Source organism: Citrobacter sp. wls829, from assembly GCF_005280825.1.
Lineage (GTDB): Bacteria > Pseudomonadota > Gammaproteobacteria > Enterobacterales > Enterobacteriaceae > Citrobacter > Citrobacter gillenii.
The window spans coordinates 23,842-48,220 of record NZ_SZWP01000104.1; the positions used below are offsets into that span (position 1 = coordinate 23,842).

At 53.2% G+C, this 24,379-nt stretch carries 19 protein-coding genes and 3 tRNA genes; 16 read left to right on the plus strand and 6 right to left on the minus strand.

Going from position 1 to position 24,379, the window contains the following annotated elements:
• Positions 1-5: 5 nt before the first annotated feature.
• Both frdB and frdA read right to left on the minus strand, forming a co-directional pair.
• Positions 6-740 (minus strand): fumarate reductase iron-sulfur protein, encoded by a 735-nt coding sequence (frdB, locus tag FDW88_RS20185; protein WP_096758601.1) that lies wholly within the window; start codon positions 738-740, stop codon positions 6-8.
• Positions 733-2,523, minus strand: a complete 1,791-nt coding sequence (gene frdA / locus FDW88_RS20190; RefSeq protein WP_117342443.1) for a fumarate reductase (quinol) flavoprotein subunit — start codon at positions 2,521-2,523, stop codon at positions 733-735. The genes frdB and frdA overlap by 8 nt, the downstream gene beginning before the upstream one ends.
• Before the next feature lie 324 nt (positions 2,524-2,847).
• Between frdA and epmA the strand changes: the two genes are divergently transcribed.
• Both epmA and yjeM read left to right on the plus strand, forming a co-directional pair.
• Positions 2,848-3,825 carry an elongation factor P--(R)-beta-lysine ligase gene (epmA, locus tag FDW88_RS20195; protein ID WP_096758600.1) on the plus strand — a complete coding sequence of 326 codons (978 nt, stop codon included), beginning with the start codon at positions 2,848-2,850 and terminating at the stop codon, positions 3,823-3,825.
• A 212-nt stretch (positions 3,826-4,037) separates the two neighbouring features.
• Positions 4,038-5,540 carry a glutamate/gamma-aminobutyrate family transporter YjeM gene (yjeM, locus tag FDW88_RS20200; protein ID WP_135912694.1) on the plus strand — a complete coding sequence of 501 codons (1,503 nt, stop codon included), beginning with the start codon at positions 4,038-4,040 and terminating at the stop codon, positions 5,538-5,540.
• A gap of 81 nt (positions 5,541-5,621) precedes the next feature.
• Here yjeM and mscM read toward each other — a convergent pair whose 3' ends face one another.
• The 3 genes from mscM to rsgA all read right to left on the minus strand — a co-directional run bounded on the left by mscM (position 5,622) and on the right by rsgA (position 11,067).
• Positions 5,622-8,936 (minus strand): miniconductance mechanosensitive channel MscM, encoded by a 3,315-nt coding sequence (gene mscM, locus FDW88_RS20205; protein ID WP_096758598.1) that lies wholly within the window; start codon positions 8,934-8,936, stop codon positions 5,622-5,624.
• Positions 8,937-8,953: 17 nt separating this feature from the next.
• The gene (gene asd, locus FDW88_RS20210) at positions 8,954-9,922 is read right to left on the minus strand and encodes an archaetidylserine decarboxylase (RefSeq protein WP_137363236.1); all 969 of its coding nucleotides are present in this window, start codon (positions 9,920-9,922) and stop codon (positions 8,954-8,956) included.
• 92 nt (positions 9,923-10,014) lie between these two features.
• Positions 10,015-11,067, minus strand: coding sequence for a small ribosomal subunit biogenesis GTPase RsgA (gene rsgA, locus FDW88_RS20215; RefSeq protein ID WP_170974188.1), 1,053 nt, complete (start codon positions 11,065-11,067; stop codon positions 10,015-10,017).
• A 106-nt stretch (positions 11,068-11,173) separates the two neighbouring features.
• Here rsgA and orn point away from each other — a divergent pair, with 106 nt between their 5' ends.
• The 4 genes from orn (at position 11,174) to FDW88_RS20235 (ending at position 12,336) form a co-directional block, all read left to right on the plus strand.
• Entirely contained in the window at positions 11,174-11,719 is a 546-nt protein-coding gene (gene orn, locus FDW88_RS20220; protein ID WP_096758595.1) for an oligoribonuclease, read from the plus strand.
• A gap of 196 nt (positions 11,720-11,915) precedes the next feature.
• Positions 11,916-11,991: transfer RNA gene (locus FDW88_RS20225), tRNA-Gly, on the plus strand.
• A gap of 157 nt (positions 11,992-12,148) precedes the next feature.
• Positions 12,149-12,224 (plus strand) — tRNA-Gly (locus tag FDW88_RS20230).
• Positions 12,225-12,260: 36 nt separating this feature from the next.
• Positions 12,261-12,336 (plus strand) — tRNA-Gly (locus FDW88_RS20235).
• 269 nt (positions 12,337-12,605) lie between these two features.
• On the opposite strand, the gene queG is transcribed toward FDW88_RS20235, so the two are convergent.
• Positions 12,606-13,745: a tRNA epoxyqueuosine(34) reductase QueG gene (gene queG / locus FDW88_RS20240; protein WP_137363238.1), complete on the minus strand. Its 1,140-nt coding sequence runs from the start codon at positions 13,743-13,745 to the stop codon at positions 12,606-12,608.
• Between queG and nnr the strand changes: the two genes are divergently transcribed.
• From nnr to FDW88_RS20290, 10 genes are all read left to right on the plus strand, one after another.
• Positions 13,744-15,273: a bifunctional ADP-dependent NAD(P)H-hydrate dehydratase/NAD(P)H-hydrate epimerase gene (nnr, locus tag FDW88_RS20245; RefSeq protein WP_137363239.1), complete on the plus strand. Its 1,530-nt coding sequence runs from the start codon at positions 13,744-13,746 to the stop codon at positions 15,271-15,273. The genes queG and nnr overlap by 2 nt on opposite strands.
• Complete coding sequence (gene tsaE, locus FDW88_RS20250; RefSeq protein ID WP_096758592.1) at positions 15,263-15,724, plus strand: tRNA (adenosine(37)-N6)-threonylcarbamoyltransferase complex ATPase subunit type 1 TsaE; 462 nt, start codon at positions 15,263-15,265, stop codon at positions 15,722-15,724. The genes nnr and tsaE overlap by 11 nt, the downstream gene beginning before the upstream one ends.
• 17 nt (positions 15,725-15,741) lie before the next feature.
• On the plus strand, positions 15,742-17,076 hold the full coding sequence (amiB, locus tag FDW88_RS20255) for an N-acetylmuramoyl-L-alanine amidase AmiB (RefSeq protein WP_117342430.1): 1,335 nt from the start codon (positions 15,742-15,744) through the stop codon (positions 17,074-17,076).
• Between the two features lie 9 nt (positions 17,077-17,085).
• Positions 17,086-18,942, plus strand: coding sequence for a DNA mismatch repair endonuclease MutL (gene mutL, locus FDW88_RS20260; RefSeq protein WP_137363240.1), 1,857 nt, complete (start codon positions 17,086-17,088; stop codon positions 18,940-18,942).
• Positions 18,935-19,885: a tRNA (adenosine(37)-N6)-dimethylallyltransferase MiaA gene (gene miaA / locus FDW88_RS20265; RefSeq protein ID WP_096758589.1), complete on the plus strand. Its 951-nt coding sequence runs from the start codon at positions 18,935-18,937 to the stop codon at positions 19,883-19,885. The genes mutL and miaA overlap by 8 nt, the downstream gene beginning before the upstream one ends.
• Positions 19,886-19,969: 84 nt before the next feature.
• On the plus strand, positions 19,970-20,281 hold the full coding sequence (gene hfq, locus FDW88_RS20270; protein WP_096758588.1) for an RNA chaperone Hfq: 312 nt from the start codon (positions 19,970-19,972) through the stop codon (positions 20,279-20,281).
• A 74-nt stretch (positions 20,282-20,355) separates the two neighbouring features.
• Positions 20,356-21,636 (plus strand): ribosome rescue GTPase HflX, encoded by a 1,281-nt coding sequence (hflX, locus tag FDW88_RS20275; protein WP_096758587.1) that lies wholly within the window; start codon positions 20,356-20,358, stop codon positions 21,634-21,636.
• A gap of 189 nt (positions 21,637-21,825) precedes the next feature.
• Complete coding sequence (gene hflK / locus FDW88_RS20280) at positions 21,826-23,082, plus strand: FtsH protease activity modulator HflK (RefSeq protein ID WP_096758586.1); 1,257 nt, start codon at positions 21,826-21,828, stop codon at positions 23,080-23,082.
• A gap of 2 nt (positions 23,083-23,084) precedes the next feature.
• Positions 23,085-24,089 (plus strand): protease modulator HflC, encoded by a 1,005-nt coding sequence (gene hflC, locus FDW88_RS20285; protein ID WP_096758585.1) that lies wholly within the window; start codon positions 23,085-23,087, stop codon positions 24,087-24,089.
• An 82-nt stretch (positions 24,090-24,171) separates the two neighbouring features.
• Complete coding sequence (locus tag FDW88_RS20290; protein WP_096758584.1) at positions 24,172-24,369, plus strand: DUF2065 family protein; 198 nt, start codon at positions 24,172-24,174, stop codon at positions 24,367-24,369.
• Positions 24,370-24,379: the final 10 nt, after the last annotated feature.

The window sequence follows — 24,379 nt, forward strand, 5'->3', positions numbered from 1 at the left end:
ACTCCTTAGCGTGGTTTCAGGGTAGCGATAAGAAAGTCTTTTGAACTTTCAACTTTACCCTGCTGAATGGCCGCAGCCGGATCGACGTGTTTCGGGCAGACTTCGGAGCAGTAGCCCACGAAAGTACAGGACCAGACGCCGTTCGGGCTGTTCAACTGAGCCATACGCTCCTTCTTACCGTGGTCGCGGCTATCTTCGTTATAACGATGCGCCAGGGTGATTGCAGCCGGTCCAATGAACTCTGGGTTCAGGCCGAACTGCGGGCACGCGGCATAGCACAGACCACAGTTGATGCAACCGGAGAACTGATGATACTTCGCCATCTGCGCCGGAGTCTGGGTGTTTGGACCCTGATCCGGAGTACGCGGGTTACCAATGATGTACGGCTTGATCGCTTCCAGGCTTTCGATAAAGTGCGTCATATCGACGACCAGATCGCGTTCGATCGGGAAGTTGCCCAGCGCTTCAACCTTCATACCGTTGGTGTATTCACGCAGGAAGGTTTTGCACGCCAGTTTAGGCACGTTGTTGACCATCATGCCGCAGGAGCCGCAGATTGCCATACGGCAGGACCAGCGGTAGCTCAGGTCCGGTGCCAGGTTATCTTTGATGTAACCCAACGCATCCAGTAGAGATGTGGTTTCATCATAAGGAACTTCATAGAAAGCACTGTGCGGCGCGGTATCGGTTTCCGGGTTATAGCGCACCACCTCAACTTTCAGGTTTTTCATCTCAGCCATTCGCCTTCTCCTTCTTATCGGCTGCTTCCGCTTCGCCACCGTACATACGTTTAGCTGGCGGCAGAGTGGTGATTTTCACGTCGCTGTATTCCAGGCGAGTTGTGCCGTCAGCATCACGGAAGGCGAGAGTGTGTTTGAGGAAGTTAACGTCATCACGCTCGGTGCAGCCTTCATCCAGACGCTGGTGCGCGCCGCGGGATTCTTTACGTGCCAGCGCAGAGTGCGCCATACATTCAGCAACGTTCAAACCATGACCCAGTTCGATGGTGTACAGCAAGTCGGTGTTGAAGACGCTGGAGGTATCGGTGATACGTACGCGCTTGAAACGTTCCTGCAGTTCGGCCAGTTTATCAACGGTTTTCTGCATGAGTTCCGGCGTACGGTAGATACCGCAACCTTCTTCCATGGACAGACCCATTTCGTCGCGGATTTTTGACCAGTTTTCGTTACCTTCCTGGTTCACCAGATCTTTCAGACGTTTTTCAACGCCTGCAACCTGTGCGTCGAGTGCGGCACCGTTTGCTGCGCCTACCGTTGCAGCGCGTTCTGCAGCACGTTCACCCGCCATGCGGCCAAAGACCACCAGTTCTGCCAGAGAGTTAGAACCCAGACGGTTAGCGCCATGCAGACCAACAGAGGAACATTCACCAACGGCGAACAGACCTTTAATGCGGGTTTCACAGTGCTGATCGGTTTCGATACCGCCCATGGTGTAGTGCGCGGTCGGACGTACCGGGATCGGTTCTTTAACCGGATCGACACCCACGTAGGCTTTCGCCAGTTCGCAGATGAACGGTAAGCGCTCGAGCAGTTTTTTCTCACCGAGGTGACGCAGGTCGAGGTAAACCACATCGCCACGCGGGGTGGAAATGGTGTTGCCTTTACGCCATTCGTGCCAGAAGGCCTGAGAAACTTTGTCGCGCGGACCCAGTTCCATGTATTTGTTCTTCGGCTCGCCCAGTGGGGTTTCCGGACCCATGCCGTAGTCCTGCAGATAGCGATAGCCATCTTTGTTGACCAGAATACCGCCTTCACCGCGGCAGCCTTCGGTCATCAGGATACCGGAGCCTGGCAGACCAGTCGGGTGATACTGAACGAATTCCATATCACGCAGCGGAACGCCGTGGCTCAGTGCCATGCCCATACCGTCGCCGGTAACGATGCCGCCGTTGGTGTTGTAACGGTACACACGGCCAGCGCCGCCTGTTGCCATGACAACCGCATTAGCACGGATTTGCATCAGCGTGCCTTCCATCATGTTCATCGCAACCAGGCCGCGAGCCTGACCGTCATCAACCAGGATGTCCAGGACGAAGTGTTCGTCGAAGCGCTGAATTTGCGGGAACTGCAAAGACGTTTGGAACAGCGTATGCAGCATGTGGAAGCCGGTCTTATCCGCGGCAAACCAGGTGCGCTCAATTTTCATACCGCCGAAGCGACGTACGTTGACGCTACCGTCTTCACGACGGCTCCATGGGCAACCCCATTGTTCCAGTTGCGTCATTTCAGTTGGGCAGTGGTGGACAAAGTAATCCACGACATCCTGCTCACACAGCCAGTCTCCGCCAGCTACCGTATCGTGAAAATGGTAGTCAAAGCTGTCATGATCCTGCGCGACAGCAGCAGAGCCGCCTTCGGCAGCAACGGTATGGCTGCGCATTGGGTACACTTTTGAGATCAGTGCGATTTTAGCGTTGGGATTTGCTTGTGCGGCAGCAATTGCAGCACGTAATCCCGCGCCACCGGCGCCTATAATGGCAAGATCGGCTTGAAAGGTTTGCACGACATTCCTCCAGATTGTTGTTATTTCATCCCCGCCCGTAATCAGATGCTTCATCTGAGTCAAACGGGTTATGAACGCGTTTCCACTGCTCCTTTATAGGTACAATAGTATAGTCTCAGGGAGGAGCGGGAAATTTGACGTGTTCGATTTTTTTAGCGTATCACAGGGGGGAATTATCATTGATTTTGATTAATTTAATTACTAAACCACCCAATGTTGCTTTTTTTATCAACTTGTCCGTGTTTGTTATTCCCTCCCGAAATTTGTCTCGCTAACGCGTTACGAGTAGACTTCGTGCCCTTGTCTTAAATCGGAGAAACAACCATGAGCGAAACGGCAACCTGGCAGCCGAGCGCGTCCATCCCCAATCTGTTAAAACGTGCAGCAATTATAGCGGAAATCCGCCGCTTTTTTGCCGACCGTGGCGTGCTTGAGGTTGAGACACCTTGTATGAGTCAGGCGACGGTTACGGATATTCATCTGTTCCCGTTCGAAACGCGTTTCGTTGGCCCGGGTCATTCTCAGGGCATGAACCTCTATTTAATGACCAGCCCGGAATACCATATGAAACGCCTGCTGGTGGCAGGGTGTGGTCCGGTCTACCAACTGTGTCGCAGTTTCCGTAACGAAGAGATGGGGCGTCACCATAACCCCGAGTTCACCATGCTCGAGTGGTACCGTCCTCATTACGATATGTACCGTCTGATGAATGAAGTGGATGATTTGCTCCAGCAAGTGCTGGACTGCTCTCCGGCGGAAAGCCTCTCTTATCAGCAAGCCTTCCAGCGTCATCTTGAAATCGACCCGCTGTCAGCGGATAAAACACAGTTGCGCGAAGCGGCGGCTAAGCTGGATCTCAGCAATATCGCGGACACCGAAGAAGACCGGGATACCTTGCTGCAACTGCTGTTTGCGATGGGCGTCGAACCGCACATTGGCAAAGATAAACCGACGTTTGTATATCATTTCCCGGCCAGCCAGGCGTCGTTGGCGCAAATCAGTACTGAAGACCACCGCGTGGCCGAACGTTTTGAGGTGTACTACAAAGGTATTGAGCTGGCGAATGGTTTCCATGAGTTGACCGATGCACGCGAGCAGCAGCAACGCTTCGAACAGGATAACCGCAAACGAGCCGCCCGTGGCTTACCGCAACAGCCTATCGATAACAATCTGCTTGAAGCGCTAAAAGTTGGGATGCCGGATTGCTCAGGCGTGGCGCTGGGCGTCGACCGTCTGGTTATGCTGGCTCTGGGGGCCGATAGCCTCGCTGATGTTATCGCCTTTACCGTCGATCGTGCGTAATTCACGTCTCCGCATTGCAAAGTGGCGCATAGTCGTCACTTTGTAGCATCTTTTTTCATTTCCCCTCTAATAGCCACAATTTAACTCTGGAATTTTGTTAGCATTCAGGTATCAATCCTGTGTTGATTTTCTTATTGCTGATCTCTGCAAGGGGGCAGTATTCACCGGTGAGTGGTGTTTGATAAACACTCTCCAGAGTAAGGGATAGTTTAATGACCCAAACAATAAAAAAGATGAGCCTGACTGGTCTCATCCTGATGATATTTACGTCTGTTTTTGGATTTGCTAATAGCCCCTCGGCTTTCTATTTAATGGGATACAGTGCCATTCCATGGTATGTATTTTCTGCATTATTATTCTTTATCCCATTTGCCTTAATGATGGCTGAAATGGGGTCTGCCTATCGGAAAGAAGAGGGTGGGATCTATTCGTGGATGAATAATAGCGTCGGACCTCGTTATGCGTTTATCGGCACCTTTATGTGGTTCTCTTCCTACGTTATCTGGATGGTGAGCACCGCGGCGAAAGTCTGGGTGCCTTTTTCCACCTTTATATTCGGCGCGGATATGACGCAGACCTGGCGTATCGCCGGGTTTGAGCCCACGCAGGTCGTCGGACTGCTTGCTGTTGGCTGGATGGTGTTGGTGACTGGCGTAGCGTCACGGGGTATTAATAAGATTGCTCGCATTACGGCGGTTGGCGGAATTGCCGTCATGTGTCTTAATTTAGTTCTGTTGTTAGTGAGTATCGCTATTTTGTTATTAACCGGTGGCCACTTTGCACAGGATATTAATTTTGTCTCTTCACCGAATCCGGGATATCAGTCCGGTCTGGCCATGCTGTCATTTGTGGTGTTTGCTATTTTTGCCTATGGCGGAATAGAAGCCGTGGGTGGACTGGTTGATAAAACAGAGAAACCTGAAAAGAACTTCGCGAAAGGCATTGTCTTCGCGGCGATTGTCATTTCAGTGGGTTATTCGCTGGCCATCTTTTTATGGGGCGTGAGTACCAACTGGCAGGATGTATTAAGTAATAGTTCAGTGAACTTGGGTAATATTACTTATATCCTGATGAAAAGTTTGGGGATGACGCTGGGCCATGCGCTGCATCTTTCACCTGAGGCGGCAATCACTACGGGCGTCTGGTTTGCGCGTATTACCGGCCTGTCTATGTTCCTTGCTTATACCGGGGCATTCTTCACGCTCAGCTACTCGCCGCTGAAAGCGATTATTCAGGGGACGCCAAAAGCACTGTGGCCTGCACCGATGACCAGACTGAACGCTATGGGGATGCCGACGACGGCGATGTGGATGCAGTGTCTGCTGGTGAGCCTGTTTATTCTTCTGGTGTCGTTTGGCGGCGATACGGCCTCAGCGTTCTATAACAAGCTGACGCTGATGGCGAACGTCTCGATGACGCTGCCGTATCTGTTCCTCGCGCTGGCGTTCCCTTTCTTTAAATCTCGCGTCGGTCTGGAAAGACCGTTTGTGATATTTAAAACCCGAGCCGCAACGCTACTGGCAACGAGTGTCGTGGTGCTGGTGGTGACGTTCGCCAACGTGTTCACCATTATCCAGCCGGTGATTGAAGCTGGCGACTGGAACAGTGCACTGTGGATGACCGGCGGGCCGATTTTCTTCTCGTTGTTAGCCATGGCGATTTACCAGAACTACAGCCGTCGTATAGCCAATGAGCCTGAATGGGCGGTTGAATAAACGACCTGCCTAATCCGGCCTACTAAAGAAGCATCTTCGTAGGCCGGATTAGGCGAAGCCGCCATCAGGCACCACTCACGTTTACAAGCTTCCCGCCGGGCGCTTACCTCTGCCCGCAGAACTTAACGTTCTCCCCGTTTGCTTTCCGCTGAGGCTCTCCAGACGCATCTGGAACGGTGGGAATGGCATATCAATACCGTGCTCACGGAAGCCCGCCAGAATCAGCTGGTGGATCTCGTGGCGCAATGGCATACGGTGTCCCATCTCTGCGGCATAGATACGCAGTTCAAAGATCTGAATCCCCTGCTGAAGGTCAACCAGGAAGACTTCCGGCGCCGGTGTGTCGATAACCAGTGAGCAGCGCTGGGCGGCAGTGAGCAGGATTTGCGTGACCTCCTCGCTGTTGGCTTCTGACGGTGCAGGAATGGTCAATACCACACGAGTCACTGAGTCGGATAACGACCAGTTGATAAACTGCTCGGTGATAAACGCCTTGTTGGGCACGATGATCTCTTTACGATCCCAGTCGCTGATGGTGGTCGCGCGGGTGTTAATCTTGGTCACGCTGCCGGTGAGGTCGCGAATGGTCACCGTGTCGCCAATACGAATTGGTTTTTCAAACAGGATGATCAGGCCGGATATAAAGTTGGCGAAGATCTCTTGTAAACCAAAGCCCAAACCAACACCGAGAGCAGCAACCAGCCACTGCAGTTTCGACCACTCAATACCAATCATTGAGAAGCCCACCAGACCACCAATTAGCATCAGTAGATACTTGGTTATAGTGGTGATGGCGTAACCGGTACCTGGTGTTAAATCCAGGTGCTGCAACAGCGCCAGTTCCAGCAGTGCAGGCAGGTTACGCACCAGCTGGGTGGTGATGATAAACACCAGAATGGCAATAAGCACTGCGCCCAGCGTAATCGGCTCTAAGCTTTCTACGCCCTGCACCGTGGACGTCACATCCCATAGTGAGATATTTTCCAGGAAGCCGAACGCGGAATGAATTTCTGACCACAGCACGATGACTGAAAGCAGGGCGATGAGCATCAGGATAGACCGCACCAGGCGCAGCGACTGTGCGCTTATCGCGTCCAGATCGACTTCGCTTTCATCGATATCTATCGCTCCTTCCAGGCTGGTGGAGTGCGCGGGTTCTTCTTCACCACGTGCACGCTGCGCCAGCATTTCTGCGCGTCGGTGTTTGGCGCGGTCAAAAGCCAGACGACGGCGCTGGATAAGCATCCAGCGGCGGATGACGTGATAAACCACCAGCAACAAGAACCAGATAGCAACAGACGTCTCCAGGCGGGCCAGCAGCGCCTGTGCTGTGGCCAGGTAACCTACCGCGGCCGCAAGAATGGCAACTAACGGGGCACCCATTAGCATATTCCACAGCATGCTGTTGACCATGTTGTCGCCGTTGCCCTCTTTGTCGAGGTACAGCGGGATCCCGGCGCGTTTGAGGCTCAGAGTGACGATGGCCAGTGCGCCACAAATCAACATAAAGCACAGGCGTCCTAATGAAGCGGAGAATTCCCGGTCATTGAGATTATCAAACATGATCACCGCCATGATCAGCGGAACAATCAGTCCGATGCTCATCAGGTAATAGTGCATAGCTTTAGCGACGCGGTTGCGCGGCCAGCCAAAGTGCGCGATGAACAGACCATTCGGCCGCGCAAAGGTAGCGCAAATCATCACCGCCCATAGCATAGGTACCGTGGCGGTCACACCATCGCCGATGGCGACGGCCAGCGGATAGGGCCAGGCTTCCTGCAGGCCGTAACCCAGCGTCGCCCACAGCACCGGCAGCGGCGAGGCAACGAGAATTGACCAGAATACCGTTCGTATCGTCAGCCAGAAGTGATCCTGGGTGACTTTACCGACCCGCGCAGACGATCGCTCAAGAAAGCGGGTGAAGTGCTTACGCGAATAGAGGCTAAACCCTACCAGCACCAGCGCGGCGAACAGCGGCAGCAGCGTGGCTTTACTGGTGAGCATCATGACGCTGGCTTTACCAAGCTGATTAAACGTATCTAATGAGATTAGACGACGCAGATCCTGAACCAAATCGACCGGCCAGGAGAGTGAAATCGGGCTGACGTCAGAGGTCCAGAACAGATAGCGGTGCGTGGCTTCGTTAACCTCTTTCAGCGCATCTTCCAACTGACTATTGGAGACTTTCAGCTTGGTTAACTCGAGTATCAGCGTATCGCCGCCCTGTAGCAGGGAATTCAACAGCTCACGCTGGGTACGCAGTTGGGCATTGAGAATACGGGTCTGCTCTGCGGTAAGCGGCTGTCCATCCGCTTGATGGATCTGGCGTAGCTGCGGCTGTTTGTTGAGGAGGTCTTCATAGCGCATGCGATGTACGCGCAGCTGCGCCATTTCGGTATCGAGCTGTTGCGGCTTAGGCATTTCAGGTAGACGGGAAACCTGCGCGCGAAGAGCTTCGCCCAGCATATTCGACGCCCCCAGCCACTGTGACTGCTCGCGCAGCGTGTTCAATGCCTGACGTACCTGCAACGTTTGACCGGTGGCCTGACGCTGCTGAGACGCCACCAGGTCCATACGTTGTGCCTGTTGGTTTAACGCCTGTGACAGTTCGCGGTTGACCTTGAACTGATCGACAATGCCTTCCGGCAGTCCTGCACTGTTTTCTGCCAGCAGTTCGGTGCTTTCCAACGCCCGCTCCGCTTCACGCTGCCGCTGGCTATTGAGCTGATTTCGTAATGCCTGCAGGTAAGCGTCGAGCTGCTGGCTCTGTTTTTCGGCCAGTTCGGAGCGCATACGCGCCAGTTCCTGACGATTGTTGGCGGAAAGTTGTGCCAGCTCCAGCTCATCGACCAGCGCTTTGAGTCTGGCGGATTCAGCTTGCAACGACTGATTGAGCGGCGTATTGCCGCTGGCTGCGCCAAGGCGTCGTTCAATTTCATTTAATTGACGGCGAGCATCGGTTTGCTGTTGAGGGAGCTGGTTTAATGAATCGGCGATTTCGCGGGCGCGATCCTGCTCCTGCTGGGCCTGACGGCTTTTTTCCAGCAACTGGCTGCTGACCTGCAGGATCTCCTGGTTTAAGGCGTCAGCCGAGAGGTCCGTGGGGATGCTGCGAGGTTCATCGCGCAGGTTGCTAAGCTGCGCGCGTAGCGTCGCGGACAGCTTGGGGAAGTTATCAATAACCTGCTGATACTGTTCGGCGCGCTCGAGAGAGCCTTTACGCTCTTCAAGGGCATTCAGCGCGGACTGGAGCGCCTCGACGGCTTCTGGCTGAGCGGGTTTTGCCGCTTTGGCCTGCTCCAGTTCCTGGGTGATTTGTTTGGTATCGGGGGCCGTCGCAGCGTACGCCCCCTGGCTGAGGCACCAGGCCATCAGAAAAGTGATAATCAGGCGCACAGCAGCGATTCCTATGTTTAACTTTCGTCTTTTTTGTCGTCAACCAGCGGGCTGGCAGCGTGTTCTGCTTCGATCTCGTCTTGCGCAAGCGGGGCGGGTTTGGCCTCTGGCGTCACGAACGTTTCGGTAGAGATTGCCATCGGTTGACCGATTTTGGTGACCGAAAGATCCTGCAACTGCTCGACCAGATTAACTTTGCCTGGCGCAAACAGGTTGATGACGGTTGAACCAAGCTTAAAGCGGCCCATTTCCTGGCCTTTCAGCAGCGCCACTGAACCTTTACTTTCACCTTCAGGCCATGTCCAGCGCTTAATTACACCTTCACGCGGTGGCGTGATGGTGCCAGCCCAGACAGTTTCGATGCTACCGACGATGGTTGCACCGACCAGAATTTGCACCATCGGGCCAAATTCAGTGTCAAACAGGCAAATAACGCGTTCGTTACGGGCAAAAAGGTTGGGCACGTTTTGCGCGGTCAGAATGTTGACCGAGAAAAGATCGCCGGGCACGTACAGCATTTCCCGCAGGATACCGTTACACGGCATATGTACGCGGTGGTAATCACGCGGTGAGAGGTACGTTGTGACAAACGTTCCGTTACGGAACTTGTCCGCCATTTGGTAGTTACCTGCCAGCAGTGCTTCAAGGCTGTAGCTGTGCCCTTTGGCCTGCAACAGTTTGTCTTCTTCGATGTTCCCCAACTGGTTAATCACGCCGTCAGCTGGCATAACCAGAACATTCGGGTCGGTATTAATTGGGCGGGCATCGTCACGCAGTGGGCGCACGAAGAAGTCGTTAAAGGTGCGATAGCTGGCGGTATCCGGCTTTTGCGCCTCTGTCATATCGACCTTGTAATATTTCACGAACAGATCGATAACCAGTTTAGTTAGCCATCCTGCTCGTTTGCTTGCACCCCAACCCGCCAGGCGAGTGAGCCATAGTTTCGGCAGAATGTATTGTAGCGAAAGCTTAAATGAATTTAACAAGGTAGCCTCCAGGCCATAATTTGTTCCCGATCCGGCATGCGGGCCGGATCCTGAAAAAAGGGGGACGATTCTAGCGATGCTTAGCTTAGTTGTCAGTTGTCCGTATCAGAAAAGTTTTTACGCGTTTTTACCTGCGCCATGCTTTCAAGGATGCGGTGATAATTCTCAAACCGAGTTTCGGCGATAGCCCCTTTATCTACTGCTTCACGGATAGCGCAGCCTGGATCCGTATCATGTTTACAGTCGCGGTATTTGCAATGACCTAAGAAGTCATGGAATTCGACAAACCCGTGGGTGATTTGTTCCGGCTCAAGATGCCACAACCCAAACTCACGTACGCCGGGGGAGTCAATGACGTCACCGCCGTGCGGGAAGTGGTACAAGCGAGAGGCCGTGGTGGTGTGTTGCCCAAGACCGGAGTTATCGGAGACATCGTTGGTCAGGATCTCTTTCTGCAGGCCGAGCAGGTTGTTGAGCAGGCTGGATTTGCCCACGCCTGATTGACCAGCAAAAATGCTGATGCGATCGGTCAGCGCTTCCTCAAGCGGCTGCAGGCCGTCTTTTTTATGGCTGGAGACCATCAACACGCGATAGCCAATATTGCGATAGATATCCATCTGCTTATTCACGAAGACCATGCCTTCATCGTCGAGCAGATCGATTTTGTTGAGTACGATAATGGGCTCAACCTGCAACGTTTCGCAGGCAACAAGATATCGGTCGATAATATTGAGTGACAGCTCGGGTAAGATGGCTGAGACAATGACGATTTGGTCGATGTTGGCCGCAATGGGTTTTACACCGTCATAAAAGTCCGGACGCGTTAGCACCGAGGTACGTTCATGTACCGCTTCAACGATCCCTTTAACGTTCACGCCTTCGGCTGCGGCCTTACCTGGACGCCAGACTACACGATCGCCGGTTACCAGCGAACGAATTGTGCGACGGATGTTGCAACGGTGGACATCGCCGTCGGCAGACTCCACGTCGGCATGCATGCCAAAGCGGCTGATAACAATACCTTCAGCGGTCTCGCCAAACAGGTTGTCGTCGTAGTCGGGCTTCTCCGTGGACGTTTTAAGACGACGCTGGTGATTGGCGTTCACGCGGCGCTGTTGGCCTTTGGAGAGTTTATTTTTACTCAATCGTACTGACTCCTGGTCGCCCATGATGGGCAAAACATTTATGATACACGCAATTTTAGATGAATATAGTCACACTGAATGTGACGTCTGAAGGGTGGAAAATAGCATGAGTGGCAATGAAAACAACCTGATTTGGATCGATCTGGAGATGACAGGTCTGGATCCCGAGCGCGATCGCATTATTGAGATCGCGACGCTGGTGACTGACGCCAATCTGAATATTCTGGCTGAAGGACCGACGATTGCCGTCCACCAGTCCGACGCGCAGCTGGCGCTAATGGATGACTGGAACGTGCGTACGCATACCGGAAGTGGTCTGGTGGAGCGCGTGAAGGCGAGCACCATGGGCGATCGTGAAGCGGAGCTGGCGACGCTGGCATTTTTAAAAGAGTGGGTTCCGGCAGGGAAATCCCCGATTTGTGGCAACAGCATCGGCCAGGATCGTCGTTTCCTGTTCAAATACATGCCGGAACTGGAAGCGTATTTCCATTATCGCTATCTGGACGTTAGCACGTTGAAAGAGCTGGCCCGTCGCTGGAAGCCGGAGATCCTCGATGGCTTCACGAAGCAGGGGACACACCAGGCGATGGACGACATTCGTGAGTCCGTCGCTGAGCTGGCTTACTACCGTGAGCATTTTATTAAGCTTTGATTTTGTTCTCCGGTGGCTTGCGTCACCGGCTTTTTGACGCTAAATTGTCCAGCTTGATTGTAAAGTAATCACTTGAACGAGTTTTCAAAAAAATCGTATTCAAGGGGGTTGCAGCTAAACGAATTTCTCGTATAATGCGCCTCCCGTAACGACAGAGATTTACGCGTTACGACAGCAACAAAAGCAGTACAGATTTGCGGGAATAGCTCAGTTGGTAGAGCACGACCTTGCCAAGGTCGGGGTCGCGAGTTCGAGTCTCGTTTCCCGCTCCAAAATTTGAAAAGTGCTTTCTAAGCACAGACCACCAATCGCAGGATTTCGAATTGCGACAAGGCGGCAACTGAATGAATCCTTGGGAACTTACTTGAGTAAGTGACTAAGGTGAATGAAGGCAGCCAACGCAGTAGCGTTTCGAAAGACGAAGATTAAGCGGGAATAGCTCAGTTGGTAGAGCACGACCTTGCCAAGGTCGGGGTCGCGAGTTCGAGTCTCGTTTCCCGCTCCAAAATTTGAAAAGTATCGCAAGATACGCACCACCCAAGCGGGAATAGCTCAGTTGGTAGAGCACGACCTTGCCAAGGTCGGGGTCGCGAGTTCGAGTCTCGTTTCCCGCTCCAAATTCTTATCTCAATAAACATATCCACAACGAATAATCGCGTTGGGGCTGTTTTCTTTTGTCTTTGACATACTCTTGTAAACAGACTTATCCACAGGTCAGAGTAATATTCCTGGAATGCAAAAAACTTCGCTTGGTGAATAGTATCTTTATAACCATTTGAATTTAATGAATTAATTATCATTTCAAATTGTTAATGTGATCACTTGACGATTTTTTCCTTCTTGAATATCAATGTGTTTTTATTTTTATGCACAAGCTGTGGATGACTTAAGCATCACGCGGCAGACCTTTTTCAATCACCCTGACCAGCCGCTGTTTCTTCGGTAACTGCACTTCAACCACGCAGGCATTTCTTTTCTCAATCTGCTGCGCAATCGCCCATTCTATGTGCTCGTCGAGAAGTGGGTGCTCACCTCTGCGATTTTCCAGCGCATTTATTACGGTTTCATCCCACGGGGCATTTCCCAGCGCGACGGCGATATTTCGCAACCAACGCAAGTGTCCGATGCGACGAATAGCCGAACCTTCCGTCACTTTTAAAAACCACGCTTCGCTCCAGCCAAACAGCTCAATCAGTTCCGGGGCATGCAGTTGTTTACGTGGGCTAAAGTCATCTTCTACAGTGAGCTGCGAATAGCGATTCCAGGGGCAAATGAGCTGGCAGTCATCGCAGCCATAGATTCGGTTGCCCAACAGTGGGCGAAACTCTTCCGGGATAGCGCCTTCTAGTTCGATCGTGAGATAGGAAATACAGCGGCGGGCATCAACGGTGTAGGGTTCAACGATGGCGCCCGTGGGGCAAATGGTCATACAGGCCACGCATTTGCCGCAGGCTTCTTCTACAGGCTGATCCACCGGAAGCGGTAAATCGATCAGCAGTTCACCAAGGAAGAAAAATGACCCGGCTTCACGGTTAATAATTAGTGAGTGCTTACCAACCCAGCCAAGTCCGGCTTTTTCCGCCAGCGGACGCTCCAGAATGGGCGCAGAATCGACAAAAGGTCTAAAATTCAGCGAAACGCAATGCTGCTGGATCAACTCTCCCAGCTTTTTTAAACGGTTACGCAGCAGCTTATGGTAGTCACGGCCCAGTGCATAACGGCTGATGTAGCCTAGCGACGGATTTTTTAGCGTGCTGGCAAACGCGGCGTTGGCGGGGAGATAATTCATCCGTACGCTGATGACGCGTAAAGTTCCGGGTAATAACTCGTGGGGGCGGGCGCGCATCATACCGTGACGGGCCATCCAGTCCATTTCGCCATGGTATTGTTTATCCAGCCAGGCCTGCAGTTTGGGTTCGGCTTCGCTAAGGTCTGTATCGGCAATACCGACCTGCTGAAAGCCAAGTTCCAGCCCCCACTGCTTAATTTTTTGTGCTAACTGATTGAGATCGAGGGGCTCTGACATGACGGACCATACAATGAAGAAAAACCCCGCAAGTATACCACACTCCATCTGGCACGCCGATGACATCAAACGGATGGAACATGAGGCGGCAGACAGCCTTGGGCTGACGCTGTATGAGCTGATGCAACGTGCGGGAGAGGCGGCGTTCCAGGTTGCTCGCAATGCATATCCTGCCGCTCGGCACTGGCTGGTGCTCTGTGGCCACGGTAATAACGGCGGCGACGGCTATGTCGTGGCGAGACTTGCCAAAGCCGCGGGGATTCACGTCACGCTATTAGCGCAAGAAAGCGACAAACCGCTCCCACAGGAGGCAGAACATGCTCGTCATGCCTGGCTGAACGCAGGTGGCGTTATCCATGCCCCGGATATTATCTGGCCGCAAGAGGTGGATGTGATTATCGATGCGCTGCTCGGCACCGGCTTAAAACATGCACCTCGCGACCCACTGGCGACATTAATCAAACAGGCGAATGTGCATTCTGCTCCCACAGTGGCTATTGATATTCCTTCCGGTCTGCTGGCGCAGACGGGGGGAACGCCCGGAGCGGTGATTCATGCTGCCCATACCGTTACCTTTATTGCATTGAAGCCCGGTCTGATCACGGGCAAAGCGCGTGATGTCACAGGGTGTATCCATTTTAACGCGCTCGGGCTGGATGCCTGGCTGGCGGGGCAGGACGCGCCCATTCAGCGCGTTGATGCCTCACAGCTTAGATGCTGGCTGACACCACGCCGCGCAACATCGCACAAAGGTGACCATGGTCGACTGGCGATCATCGGGGGTGACTATGGCACAGCAGGCGCCATACGCATGGCCGGTGAAGCGGCGCTTCGCGCTGGTGCCGGATTGGTTAAGGTGCTCACGCGCAGTGAAAATATTGCACCGATCCTGACCGCCCGTCCGGAACTGATGGTCGATGAGTTGACGCCTCGCGCGGTGGAGGAAAGTCTGGTGTGGGCGGATGTCGTGGTCATCGGTCCCGGACTTGGGCAGCAAGAGTGGGGAAAAAAAGCACTGCAAAAAGTTGAGAATTTTCGCAAACCGATGCTGTGGGATGCCGATGCGCTTAACCTGCTGGCAATCAATCCCGATAAACGTCACAATCGCGTGATCACGCCGCATCCGGGCGAGGCTGCGCGACTGTTGGGCTGCTCCATTACAGAAATTGAAGACGATCGCTTACTTTCTGCACAGCGTCTGGTAAAACGGTACGGAGGTGTGGTGGTGCTGAAAGGCGCGGGTACGGTAGTGGCCTCGGAGCACAATGCATTAGCCATTATCGATGCCGGTAACGCAGGAATGGCCAGCGGCGGTATGGGTGATGTCCTTTCCGGAATCATTGGCGCATTGCTCGGACAGAAGCTTACCCCGTATGATGCTGCGTGTGCGGGATGTGTGGCGCACGGCGCGGCAGCGGATGTGCTGGCGGCGCAATTTGGTACGCGCGGCATGCTGGCGACAGATCTCTTTACCACGCTACAGCGTATTGTTAACCCTGATGTGATTGACGTTTATCATGATGAATAGAGTAATTCCGCTACCGGATGAACAGGCGACGTTAGACCTGGGACTGCGGGTCGCGAAGGCCTGTGACGGCGCAACGGTTATTTATTTGTACGGCGATTTAGGTGCGGGTAAAACCACCTTCAGCCGGGGATTCCTGCAGGCGCTAGGTCATAAAGGCAATGTAAAAAGCCCCACCTATACGCTGGTCGAACCCTATTCGCTTGAAAATTTAATGGTATATCACTTCGATCTGTACCGACTTGCGGACCCCGAGGAGCTCGAATTTATGGGGATCCGTGATTATTTTGCCAATGATGCAATTTGCCTGGTGGAATGGCCACAACAAGGTAAAGGTGTGCTCCCGGACCCGGACGTCGAAATACACATCGAATACCAGGCGCAAGGTCGAGAGGCGCGCGTAAGTGCCGTCTCCTCATCGGGTAATTTATTGCTGGCGCGTTTAGCCGAATAACCTTAAAGGGTGGCGGGATGATTTATCGCATCAGAAATTGGCTGATGGCAACCCTGGTCCTGCTGTGCGCGCAGGCAGGGGCCGCCAGCCTTTCCGATCTTCAGGTTTCTAACGGCGAACAACAGGCGCGGATTACGCTCAGTTTTATTGGCGAGCCTGAATATGCTGTTTCGCAGGACGGGAAGCGCACCGTTGCGCTGGATATTAAACAAACCGGCGTGATTCAGGGACTGCCGCTGCTGTTTAGCGGTAATAACCTGGTTAAGGCCATCCGTGCGGGTACACCGAACGATCCACAGTCTTTGCGACTGGTTGTCGATTTAACCGAGAACGGAAAAGCCGCCGCTGTAAAACGGCAAAACGGCGGTAACTATACCGTGGTGTTTACCATCAATGCTGATGCACCTCCGCCGCCACCGCCACCTCCTGTGGTGGTGAAGCGCGTTGAAGCACCCGTTGTCGCTCCGCGTCCGTCAGAACCTGCGCGTAACCCGTTTAAAACGGAAAATAATCGCACGACAGCCGTCATCAACAGTAATACGGCCACGCGGCCTGCCGCTCGGGCGGTGAGCAACAATAATGGCGATAAAGTGGTCATTGCGATTGATGCCGGGCACGGTGGACAAGATCCTGGCGCGATTGGTCCTGGCGGCACGCGTGAGAAAAACGTCACCATCGCCGTCGCGCGTAAGCTGCGCAGTCTGCTCAATGACGATCCGATGTTTAAGGGCGTACTCACTCGTGACGGCGATTACTTCATCTCGGTGATGGGCCGTTCTGACGTGGCGCGTAAACAAAATGCCAACTTCCTGGTCTCCATTCATGCTGATGCGGCACCCAACCGGGATGCCACGGGTGCTTCCGTTTGGGTGTTGTCAAACCGTCGAGCCAACACTGAAATGGCTGGCTGGCTGGAACAGCACGAGAAGCAATCGGAGCTGTTGGGTGGCGCGGGTGATGTGCTGGCCAACAGTCAGTCCGACCCGTATTTGAGTCAGGCGGTGCTGGACCTGCAGTTCGGTCATTCACAGCGTGTAGGGTATGATGTGGCAACCAGTATGATCGGCCAGCTGGAGCGCATTGGTTCGATGCATAAGCGTCGTCCGGAGCACGCCAGTCTTGGCGTATTGCGTTCGCCGGATATCCCGTCTGTGCTGGTTGAAACCGGCTTTATCAGTAACAACAGCGAAGAACGTTTGTTGGCGAGCGATGATTATCAGCAGCAGCTGGCCGAGGCGATTTACAAAGGATTGCGTAATTACTTCCAGTCGCATCCGATGCAAACCGGGCCACAGGGCGCACCGGCGCAAACTGCTAGCGCCATCTCGCCGGGCGACACGTTAACCAATTAAGGATTAGCCATGCCGATTCAGGTTCTACCGCCACAGTTGGCGAACCAAATTGCCGCAGGTGAAGTGGTAGAACGGCCTGCGTCAGTGGTTAAAGAACTGGTAGAAAACAGTATCGATGCGGGTGCAACGCGCATTGATATTGATATCGAACGTGGTGGCGCCAAGCTGATCCGTATTCGTGACAACGGCTGTGGCATTAAAAAAGACGAGCTGGCGCTCGCGCTGGCGCGTCATGCGACCAGTAAAATTGCCTCCCTTGACGATCTCGAAGCTATTGTTAGCCTCGGATTTCGTGGGGAAGCGCTGGCCAGCATCAGCTCGGTCTCTCGTTTAACCCTGACGTCACGTACGCAAGAACAATCCGAAGCCTGGCAGGCCTATGCCGAAGGGCGCGATATGGATGTGACGATTAAACCTGCCGCACATCCGGTGGGCACCACGCTGGAAGTGTTGGATCTGTTCTACAACACGCCAGCACGGCGTAAGTTCATGCGCACCGAGAAAACCGAATTTAACCATATCGACGAGATTATCCGCCGCATTGCGCTGGCGCGTTTTGATGTGACCATAAATTTGTCGCATAACGGTAAAATGGTGCGTCAGTACCGTGCAGTCGCCGCCGATGGGCAGAAAGAGCGTCGTCTGGGCGCGATTTGCGGCACGCCGTTTCTGGAGCATGCGCTGGCGATTGAGTGGCAGCATGGAGATTTAACGCTGCGTGGCTGGGTCGCTGACCCGAATCACACCACGACGGCGCTGGCCGAAATACAGTACTGCTATGTGAATGGCCGTATGATGCGCGATCGGCTGATCAACCATGCTATCCGTCAGGCCTGTGAAGACAAACTTGGGGCCGATCAACAGCCTGCGTTTGTCCTGTACCTGGAAATCGACCCGCATCAGGTGGACGTTAACGTGCATCCTGCCAAGCATGAAGTCCGTTTCCATCAGTCCCGGCTGGTGCATGACTTTATCTATCAGGGGGTGTTGAGCGTATTGCAACAGCAGCTTGAAACGTCGCTGCCGTTGGCCGATGACGACACGCCTGCGCCAAGGCATATCCCGGAGAACCGGGTTGCGGCTGGACGAAACCACTTTGCCGAACCTGCCCCCGCGCGTGAACCGGCTACGCCGCGTTATTCCGTATCGGCAGGCGGTGGTGGTGGCCGTCAGGCGAGTGCCAGTTGGCCACATGCTCAGCCTGGGTATCAAAAGCAGCAGGGGGAAGTTTATCAGCAACTGCTGCAGACACCTGCGCCAACGCATAAAACCACGATGCCTGAAACACCCTCGGCACCGCTTACCGGAAATAGCCAAAGTTTTGGTCGTGTATTGACGATCGTGGGGGCTGACTGTGCATTACTGGAATGTGACGGTCATATTCGCCTGCTGGCGTTGCCGGTGGCCGAGCGCTGGCTGCGTCAGGCGCAGTTAACGCCAGCGCAAGGACCCGTTTGCGCCCAGCCGTTACTGATCCCCTTGCGTTTGAAAGTGACCGATGATGAGAAGACGGCACTGGAAAAAGCACAGAATCAGTTGGCTGAGTTGGGCATTGAATTTCAACTGGATGCGCAGCATGTGACCATCCGAGCGGTGCCTTTACCCTTACGCCAACAAAATTTACAAATCTTGATTCCTGAACTGATAGGCTACCTGGCGCTGCAGTCCGTATCCGAACCTGGCGATATTGCACAGTGGATTGCGCGAAACGTCACGAGTGAACATCCGCAGTGGAGCATGGCTCAGGCCATTACGCTGTTAACGGATGTTGAGCGGCTATGCCCACAGTTAGTGAAGGCGCCGCCGGGTGGTCTGTTACAACCTGTTGACTTACATTCGGTAATGAACGCCCTGAAACATGAGTGATATCAGTAAGGCGAGCCTGCCAAAGGCACTATTTTTGATGGGGCCGACGGCCTCCGGTAAAACGGCATTAGCAATTGAATTGCGTAAAGTTTTGCCAGTAGAGTTGATAAGCGTTGATTCCGCCCTTATCTACAAGGGGATGGATATCGGTACAGCTAAGCCGGATGCTGAAGAGTTAAAGGCTGCGCCGCATCGATTGCTGGATATTCGCGACCCAGCGCAGGCGTATTCTGCGGCGGATTTTCGTCGCGATGCGCTAGCGGAGATGGCCGATATCACCGCAGCGGGACGAATTCCGCTGTTAGTGGGTGGCACAATGTTATATTTCAAAGCCTTGCTGGAAGGGTTGTCGCCGTTACCGTCGGCGGACCCGGAGGTCAGAGCCAGCATTGAGCAGCAGGCGGCAGAGCGTGGATGGGATGCGTTACACCGACAGCTTCAGGAGATCGATCCGGTTGCTGCGGCGCGGATTCATCCAAATGATCCGCAAAGACTTTCCCGGGCACTGGAAGTTTTTTTCATTTCGGGTAAAACTTTAACGGAGCTGACGCAAACGTCAGGAGATGCTTTGCCGTATCAGGTGCATCAGTTTGCAATCGCCCCGGCGAGCCGTGAACTGCTCCATCAGCGAATTGAGCAGCGTTTTCATCAGATGTTAGCTTCAGGTTTTGAAGCAGAAGTCCGGGCGCTTTTTGCCCGAGGAGATTTGCATACGGATTTGCCTTCCATTCGTTGTGTTGGGTATCGCCAGATGTGGTCGTACATTGAAGGCGAAATTTCATACGATGAAATGGTTTATAGAGGTGTTTGCGCCACGAGGCAATTGGCGAAGCGGCAGGTAACCTGGTTACGTGGTTGGGAAGGGGTGCACTGGCTTGACAGTGAAAAGCCTGACCAGGCGCGAAACGAAGTATTACAGGTTGTTGGTGCTATCGCGAATTGAATGTGTACAATTGAAACGTATCGTGCGCAATTTTTCAGAATCGAAAGGTTCAAAGTACAAATAAGCATATAAGGAAAAGAGAGAATGGCTAAGGGGCAATCTTTACAAGATCCGTTCCTGAACGCATTGCGTCGGGAACGTGTTCCAGTTTCTATTTATTTGGTGAATGGTATTAAACTGCAAGGTCAAATCGAGTCTTTTGATCAGTTCGTGATCCTGTTGAAAAACACGGTCAGCCAGATGGTTTACAAGCACGCGATTTCTACTGTTGTCCCGTCTCGCCCGGTATCTCATCACAGCAATAATGCCACCGGCGGCACAGGTAGCAGTAACTACCATCATGGTAGCAGCGCGCAGGGTTCTTCTGCGCAACAGGACAGCGAAGAAACCGAATAAGGTTTTGGGCTGTTTTACACACGGGGAGCCAGAGATCCTGCGTTCCCCGTTGATATATATTAAGGGGTTGACGCTTGTTTGACCGTTATGATGCCGGTGAGCAGGCGGTACTGGTACACATCTATTTTTCGCAAGACAAAGATATGGAAGACCTCCAGGAGTTTGAATCTCTGGTTTCTTCCGCCGGTGTCGAAGCAATGCAGGTGATTACCGGGAGCCGTAAAGCACCGCACCCGAAGTTTTTTGTTGGTGAAGGTAAGGCAATCGAAATTGCGGAAGCCGTAAAAGCGACTGGCGCTGCGGTGGTGATTTTTGATCATGCTTTGAGCCCTGCCCAGGAACGTAACCTGGAACAGTTATGCCAGTGTCTTGTTATCGACAGGACCGGTCTCATTTTAGATATTTTTGCCCAGCGTGCGCGTACCCATGAAGGTAAGTTGCAGGTTGAGCTGGCGCAGTTGCGCCATATGGCTACGCGTCTGGTCCGTGGCTGGACCCACCTTGAAAGGCAAAAGGGCGGGATTGGTTTGCGCGGTCCGGGTGAAACCCAGCTCGAAACCGACCGTCGTTTGCTGCGTAATCGTATTTTGCAGATCCAGTCGCGCCTGCAAAAAGTTGAAAAGCAACGTGAGCAGGGGCGGCAGTCGCGCAAGAAAGCGGATGTCCCAACCGTATCACTGGTGGGATATACCAACGCCGGAAAATCCACCCTGTTCAACCAGATAACCGAAGCCCGGGTTTATGCAGCAGATCAACTGTTTGCGACCCTGGATCCGACGCTACGTCGTATCGACGTGGCGGACGTCGGCGAAACCGTGCTGGCGGATACCGTAGGGTTTATCCGTCATTTACCGCATGACCTGGTAGCGGCATTTAAAGCCACTTTGCAGGAAACTCGTCAGGCGACATTGCTGCTGCACGTTATTGATGCGGCAGATTTTCGTGTGCAGGAAAACATTGAGGCCGTCGATACGGTACTCGAAGAGATCGATGCGCATGAGATCCCGACTCTGCTGGTAATGAATAAAATCGATATGCTGGACGATTTTGAACCGCGTATCGACAGAGATGAAGAAAATAAACCAATCCGTGTTTGGGTTTCAGCGCAAACCGGTATTGGCATACCACAGCTTTTTCAGGCTTTAACAGAGCGTCTTTCTGGTGAGGTTGCGCAGCATACGCTGCGTTTGCCGCCGCAGGAAGGGCGTCTGAGAAGCCGGTTTTACCAACTTCAGGCAATAGAAAGAGAGTGGATGGAGGAGGACGGCAGCGTAGGTCTGCAAGTACGTATGCCGATCGTTGACTGGCGTCGCCTCTGTAAACAAGAACCGGCACTGGAAGACTATGTTGTCTGACCTGTCGGATATGGCCTGAAGATTTTTTCGCCTCTATACCTCGTGGATTTTGTACGGTAGGAAGGCGGCAAGTCCCGGCATCCCCAAACGCATAGTCAACTATGTGACTGGGAGTGAAGGGCGTAGCCAACGCATCTGCAACGCAAAAGACGCAGGTATAGCATCGCATAACAAATATGGAGCACAAACATGGCGTGGAATCAGCCCGGTAATAACGGACAAGACCGCGACCCCTGGGGAAGCAGCAAACCTGGCGGCAACCCTGAGGGAAATGGAAACAAAGGTGGTCGCGAGCAGGGGCCTCCCGATCTTGATGATATCTTCCGCAAGCTGAGTAAAAAACTCGGTGGTCTGGGTGGCGGTAAAGGTACAGGCTCTGGTGGTGGCGGTAGTTCATCGCAAGGCCCGCGTCCGCAACTGGGCGGTCGAGTCTTTACTATTGCTGCTGCCGCTATTGTCATTATCTGGGCAGCCAGCGGTTTCTACACCATTAAAGAAGCGGAACGCGGCGTAGTGACACGCTTCGGTAAATTCAGCCATTTGGTTGAGCCGGGTCTGAACTGGAAACCGACATTTGTGGATACCGTTACGCCGGTAAACGTTGAAGCCGTGCGTGAACTGGCAGCCTCCGGTGTGATGCTGACTTCTGACGAAAACGTCGTGCGCGTTGAGATGAACGTGCAGTACCGCGTGACCGATCCGCAGAAATATCTGTTTAGCGTGACCAGTCCTGATGACAGCCTGCGTCAGGCAACCGACAGTGCACTGCGTGGGGTTATCGGTAAATACACCATGGACCGTATCCTGACCGAAGGGCGTACCGTTATTCGTAGCGATACCCAGCGTGAACTGGAAGAGACCATTCGTCCATACAACATGGGTATCACCCTGCTGGACGTCAACTTCCAGGCTGCTCGTCCGCCGGAAGAGGTGAAAGCGGCATTTGACGATGCCATTGCGGCGCGTGAAAACGAGCAGCAGTACATTCGTGAAGCAGAAGCGTACACCAACGAAGTACAGCCGCGTGCTAATGGTCAGGCGCAGCGTATTCTTGAAGAAGCGCGTGCATACAAAACACGAACCATCCTGGAAGCTCAGGGTGAAGTGGCGCGTTTTGCCAAAATCCTGCCGGAATATAAAGCCGCACCGCAAATTACTCGCGAGCGTCTGTATATCGAGACTATGGAAAAAGTGCTGAGCCATACCCGTAAGGTGTTGGTTAACGACAAGGGTGGCAATCTGATGGTTCTGCCGTTGGATCAAATGCTAAAAGGCGGCAACGCTCCGGCAGCCAAGAGTCAGAGCAGCTCAAACCTGCTGACTCTGCCGCCAGCATCCTCTTCCAGCACGGGAGCAAGCAACACTTCGTCCACCAGTCAGGGCGATATTATGGACCAACGCCGCGTTAACGCGCAGCGTAACGACTACCAGCGTCAGGGGGAATAACGATGCGTAAGTCAGTTATTGCGATTATCATCATCGTTCTGGTAGTGCTGTTCATGTCTCTCTTTGTGGTCAAAGAAGGCGAGCGTGGTATTACTCTGCGCTTTGGCAAAGTTTTACGTGACGATGACAACAAACCATTGGTTGTTGCACCGGGTCTGCACTTCAAGATTCCATTTATTGAATCCGTGAAGATGCTTGATGCGCGTATTCAGACCATGGACAACCAGGCCGATCGCTTTGTCACCAAAGAGAAGAAAGACCTGATCGTTGATTCCTACATCAAGTGGCGTATCAGTGACTTCAGCCGTTACTACCTGGCAACGGGCGGTGGCGATGTTTCTCAGGCAGAAGTTCTGCTGAAACGTAAGTTCTCTGACCGTCTGCGTTCTGAAATTGGTCGTCTGGACGTAAAAGACATCGTTACCGACTCTCGTGGTCGCTTAACGCTGGAAGTCCGTGACGCGCTGAACTCGGGTTCTGCAGGTACGGAAGACGAAGTCGCAACGCCGGCAGCGGATAGCGCGATTGCCGAAGCGGCTGAGCGTGTTCAGGTTGAAACCAACGGTAAAGTACCGGTCATCAACCCGAACAGTATGGCGGCGTTGGGGATTGAAGTGGTTGACGTGCGTATTAAGCAAATCAACCTGCCTGCTGAAGTGTCTGAGGCGATCTACAACCGTATGCGTGCTGAGCGTGAAGCTGTAGCGCGTCGCCATCGTTCACAGGGTCAGGAAGAAGCGGAAAAACTGCGTGCAACAGCGGACTATGAAGTCACCAAGACGTTGGCAGAATCTGAGCGTCAGGGCCGTATTATGCGCGGTGAAGGCGATGCAGAAGCCGCTAAACTGTTTGCTGATGCATTCAGTCAGGATCCTGACTTCTACGCCTTCATCCGTAGCCTGCGTGCTTATGAGAAGAGCTTCGAAGGCAATCAGGACGTGATGATCATGAGCCCGGACAGCGATTTCTTCCGCTACATGAAGACGCCGAGCAACGCAACACGCTAAACTCGCACCCGCGGTTTTAAACCAGCAAAACCACCAGCATCCCCAAGGGTGCGGTGGTTTTCTTTTTAGATAAGGACAACGGATGAACTCAACAATTTTGTTGGCACTCGCGCTGGTTTTGGTGCTGGAAGGGCTGGGTCCGATGCTTTATCCCAGTGCCTGGAAGAAAATGATCGGGGCAATGGCGCAACTTCCTGAAAATATTTTGCGGCGTTTTGGTGGAGGTCTTGTGGTTGCAGGCGTGGTGGTCTACTACATGTTGAAGAAAACGATTGGCTGACCAATAAGTA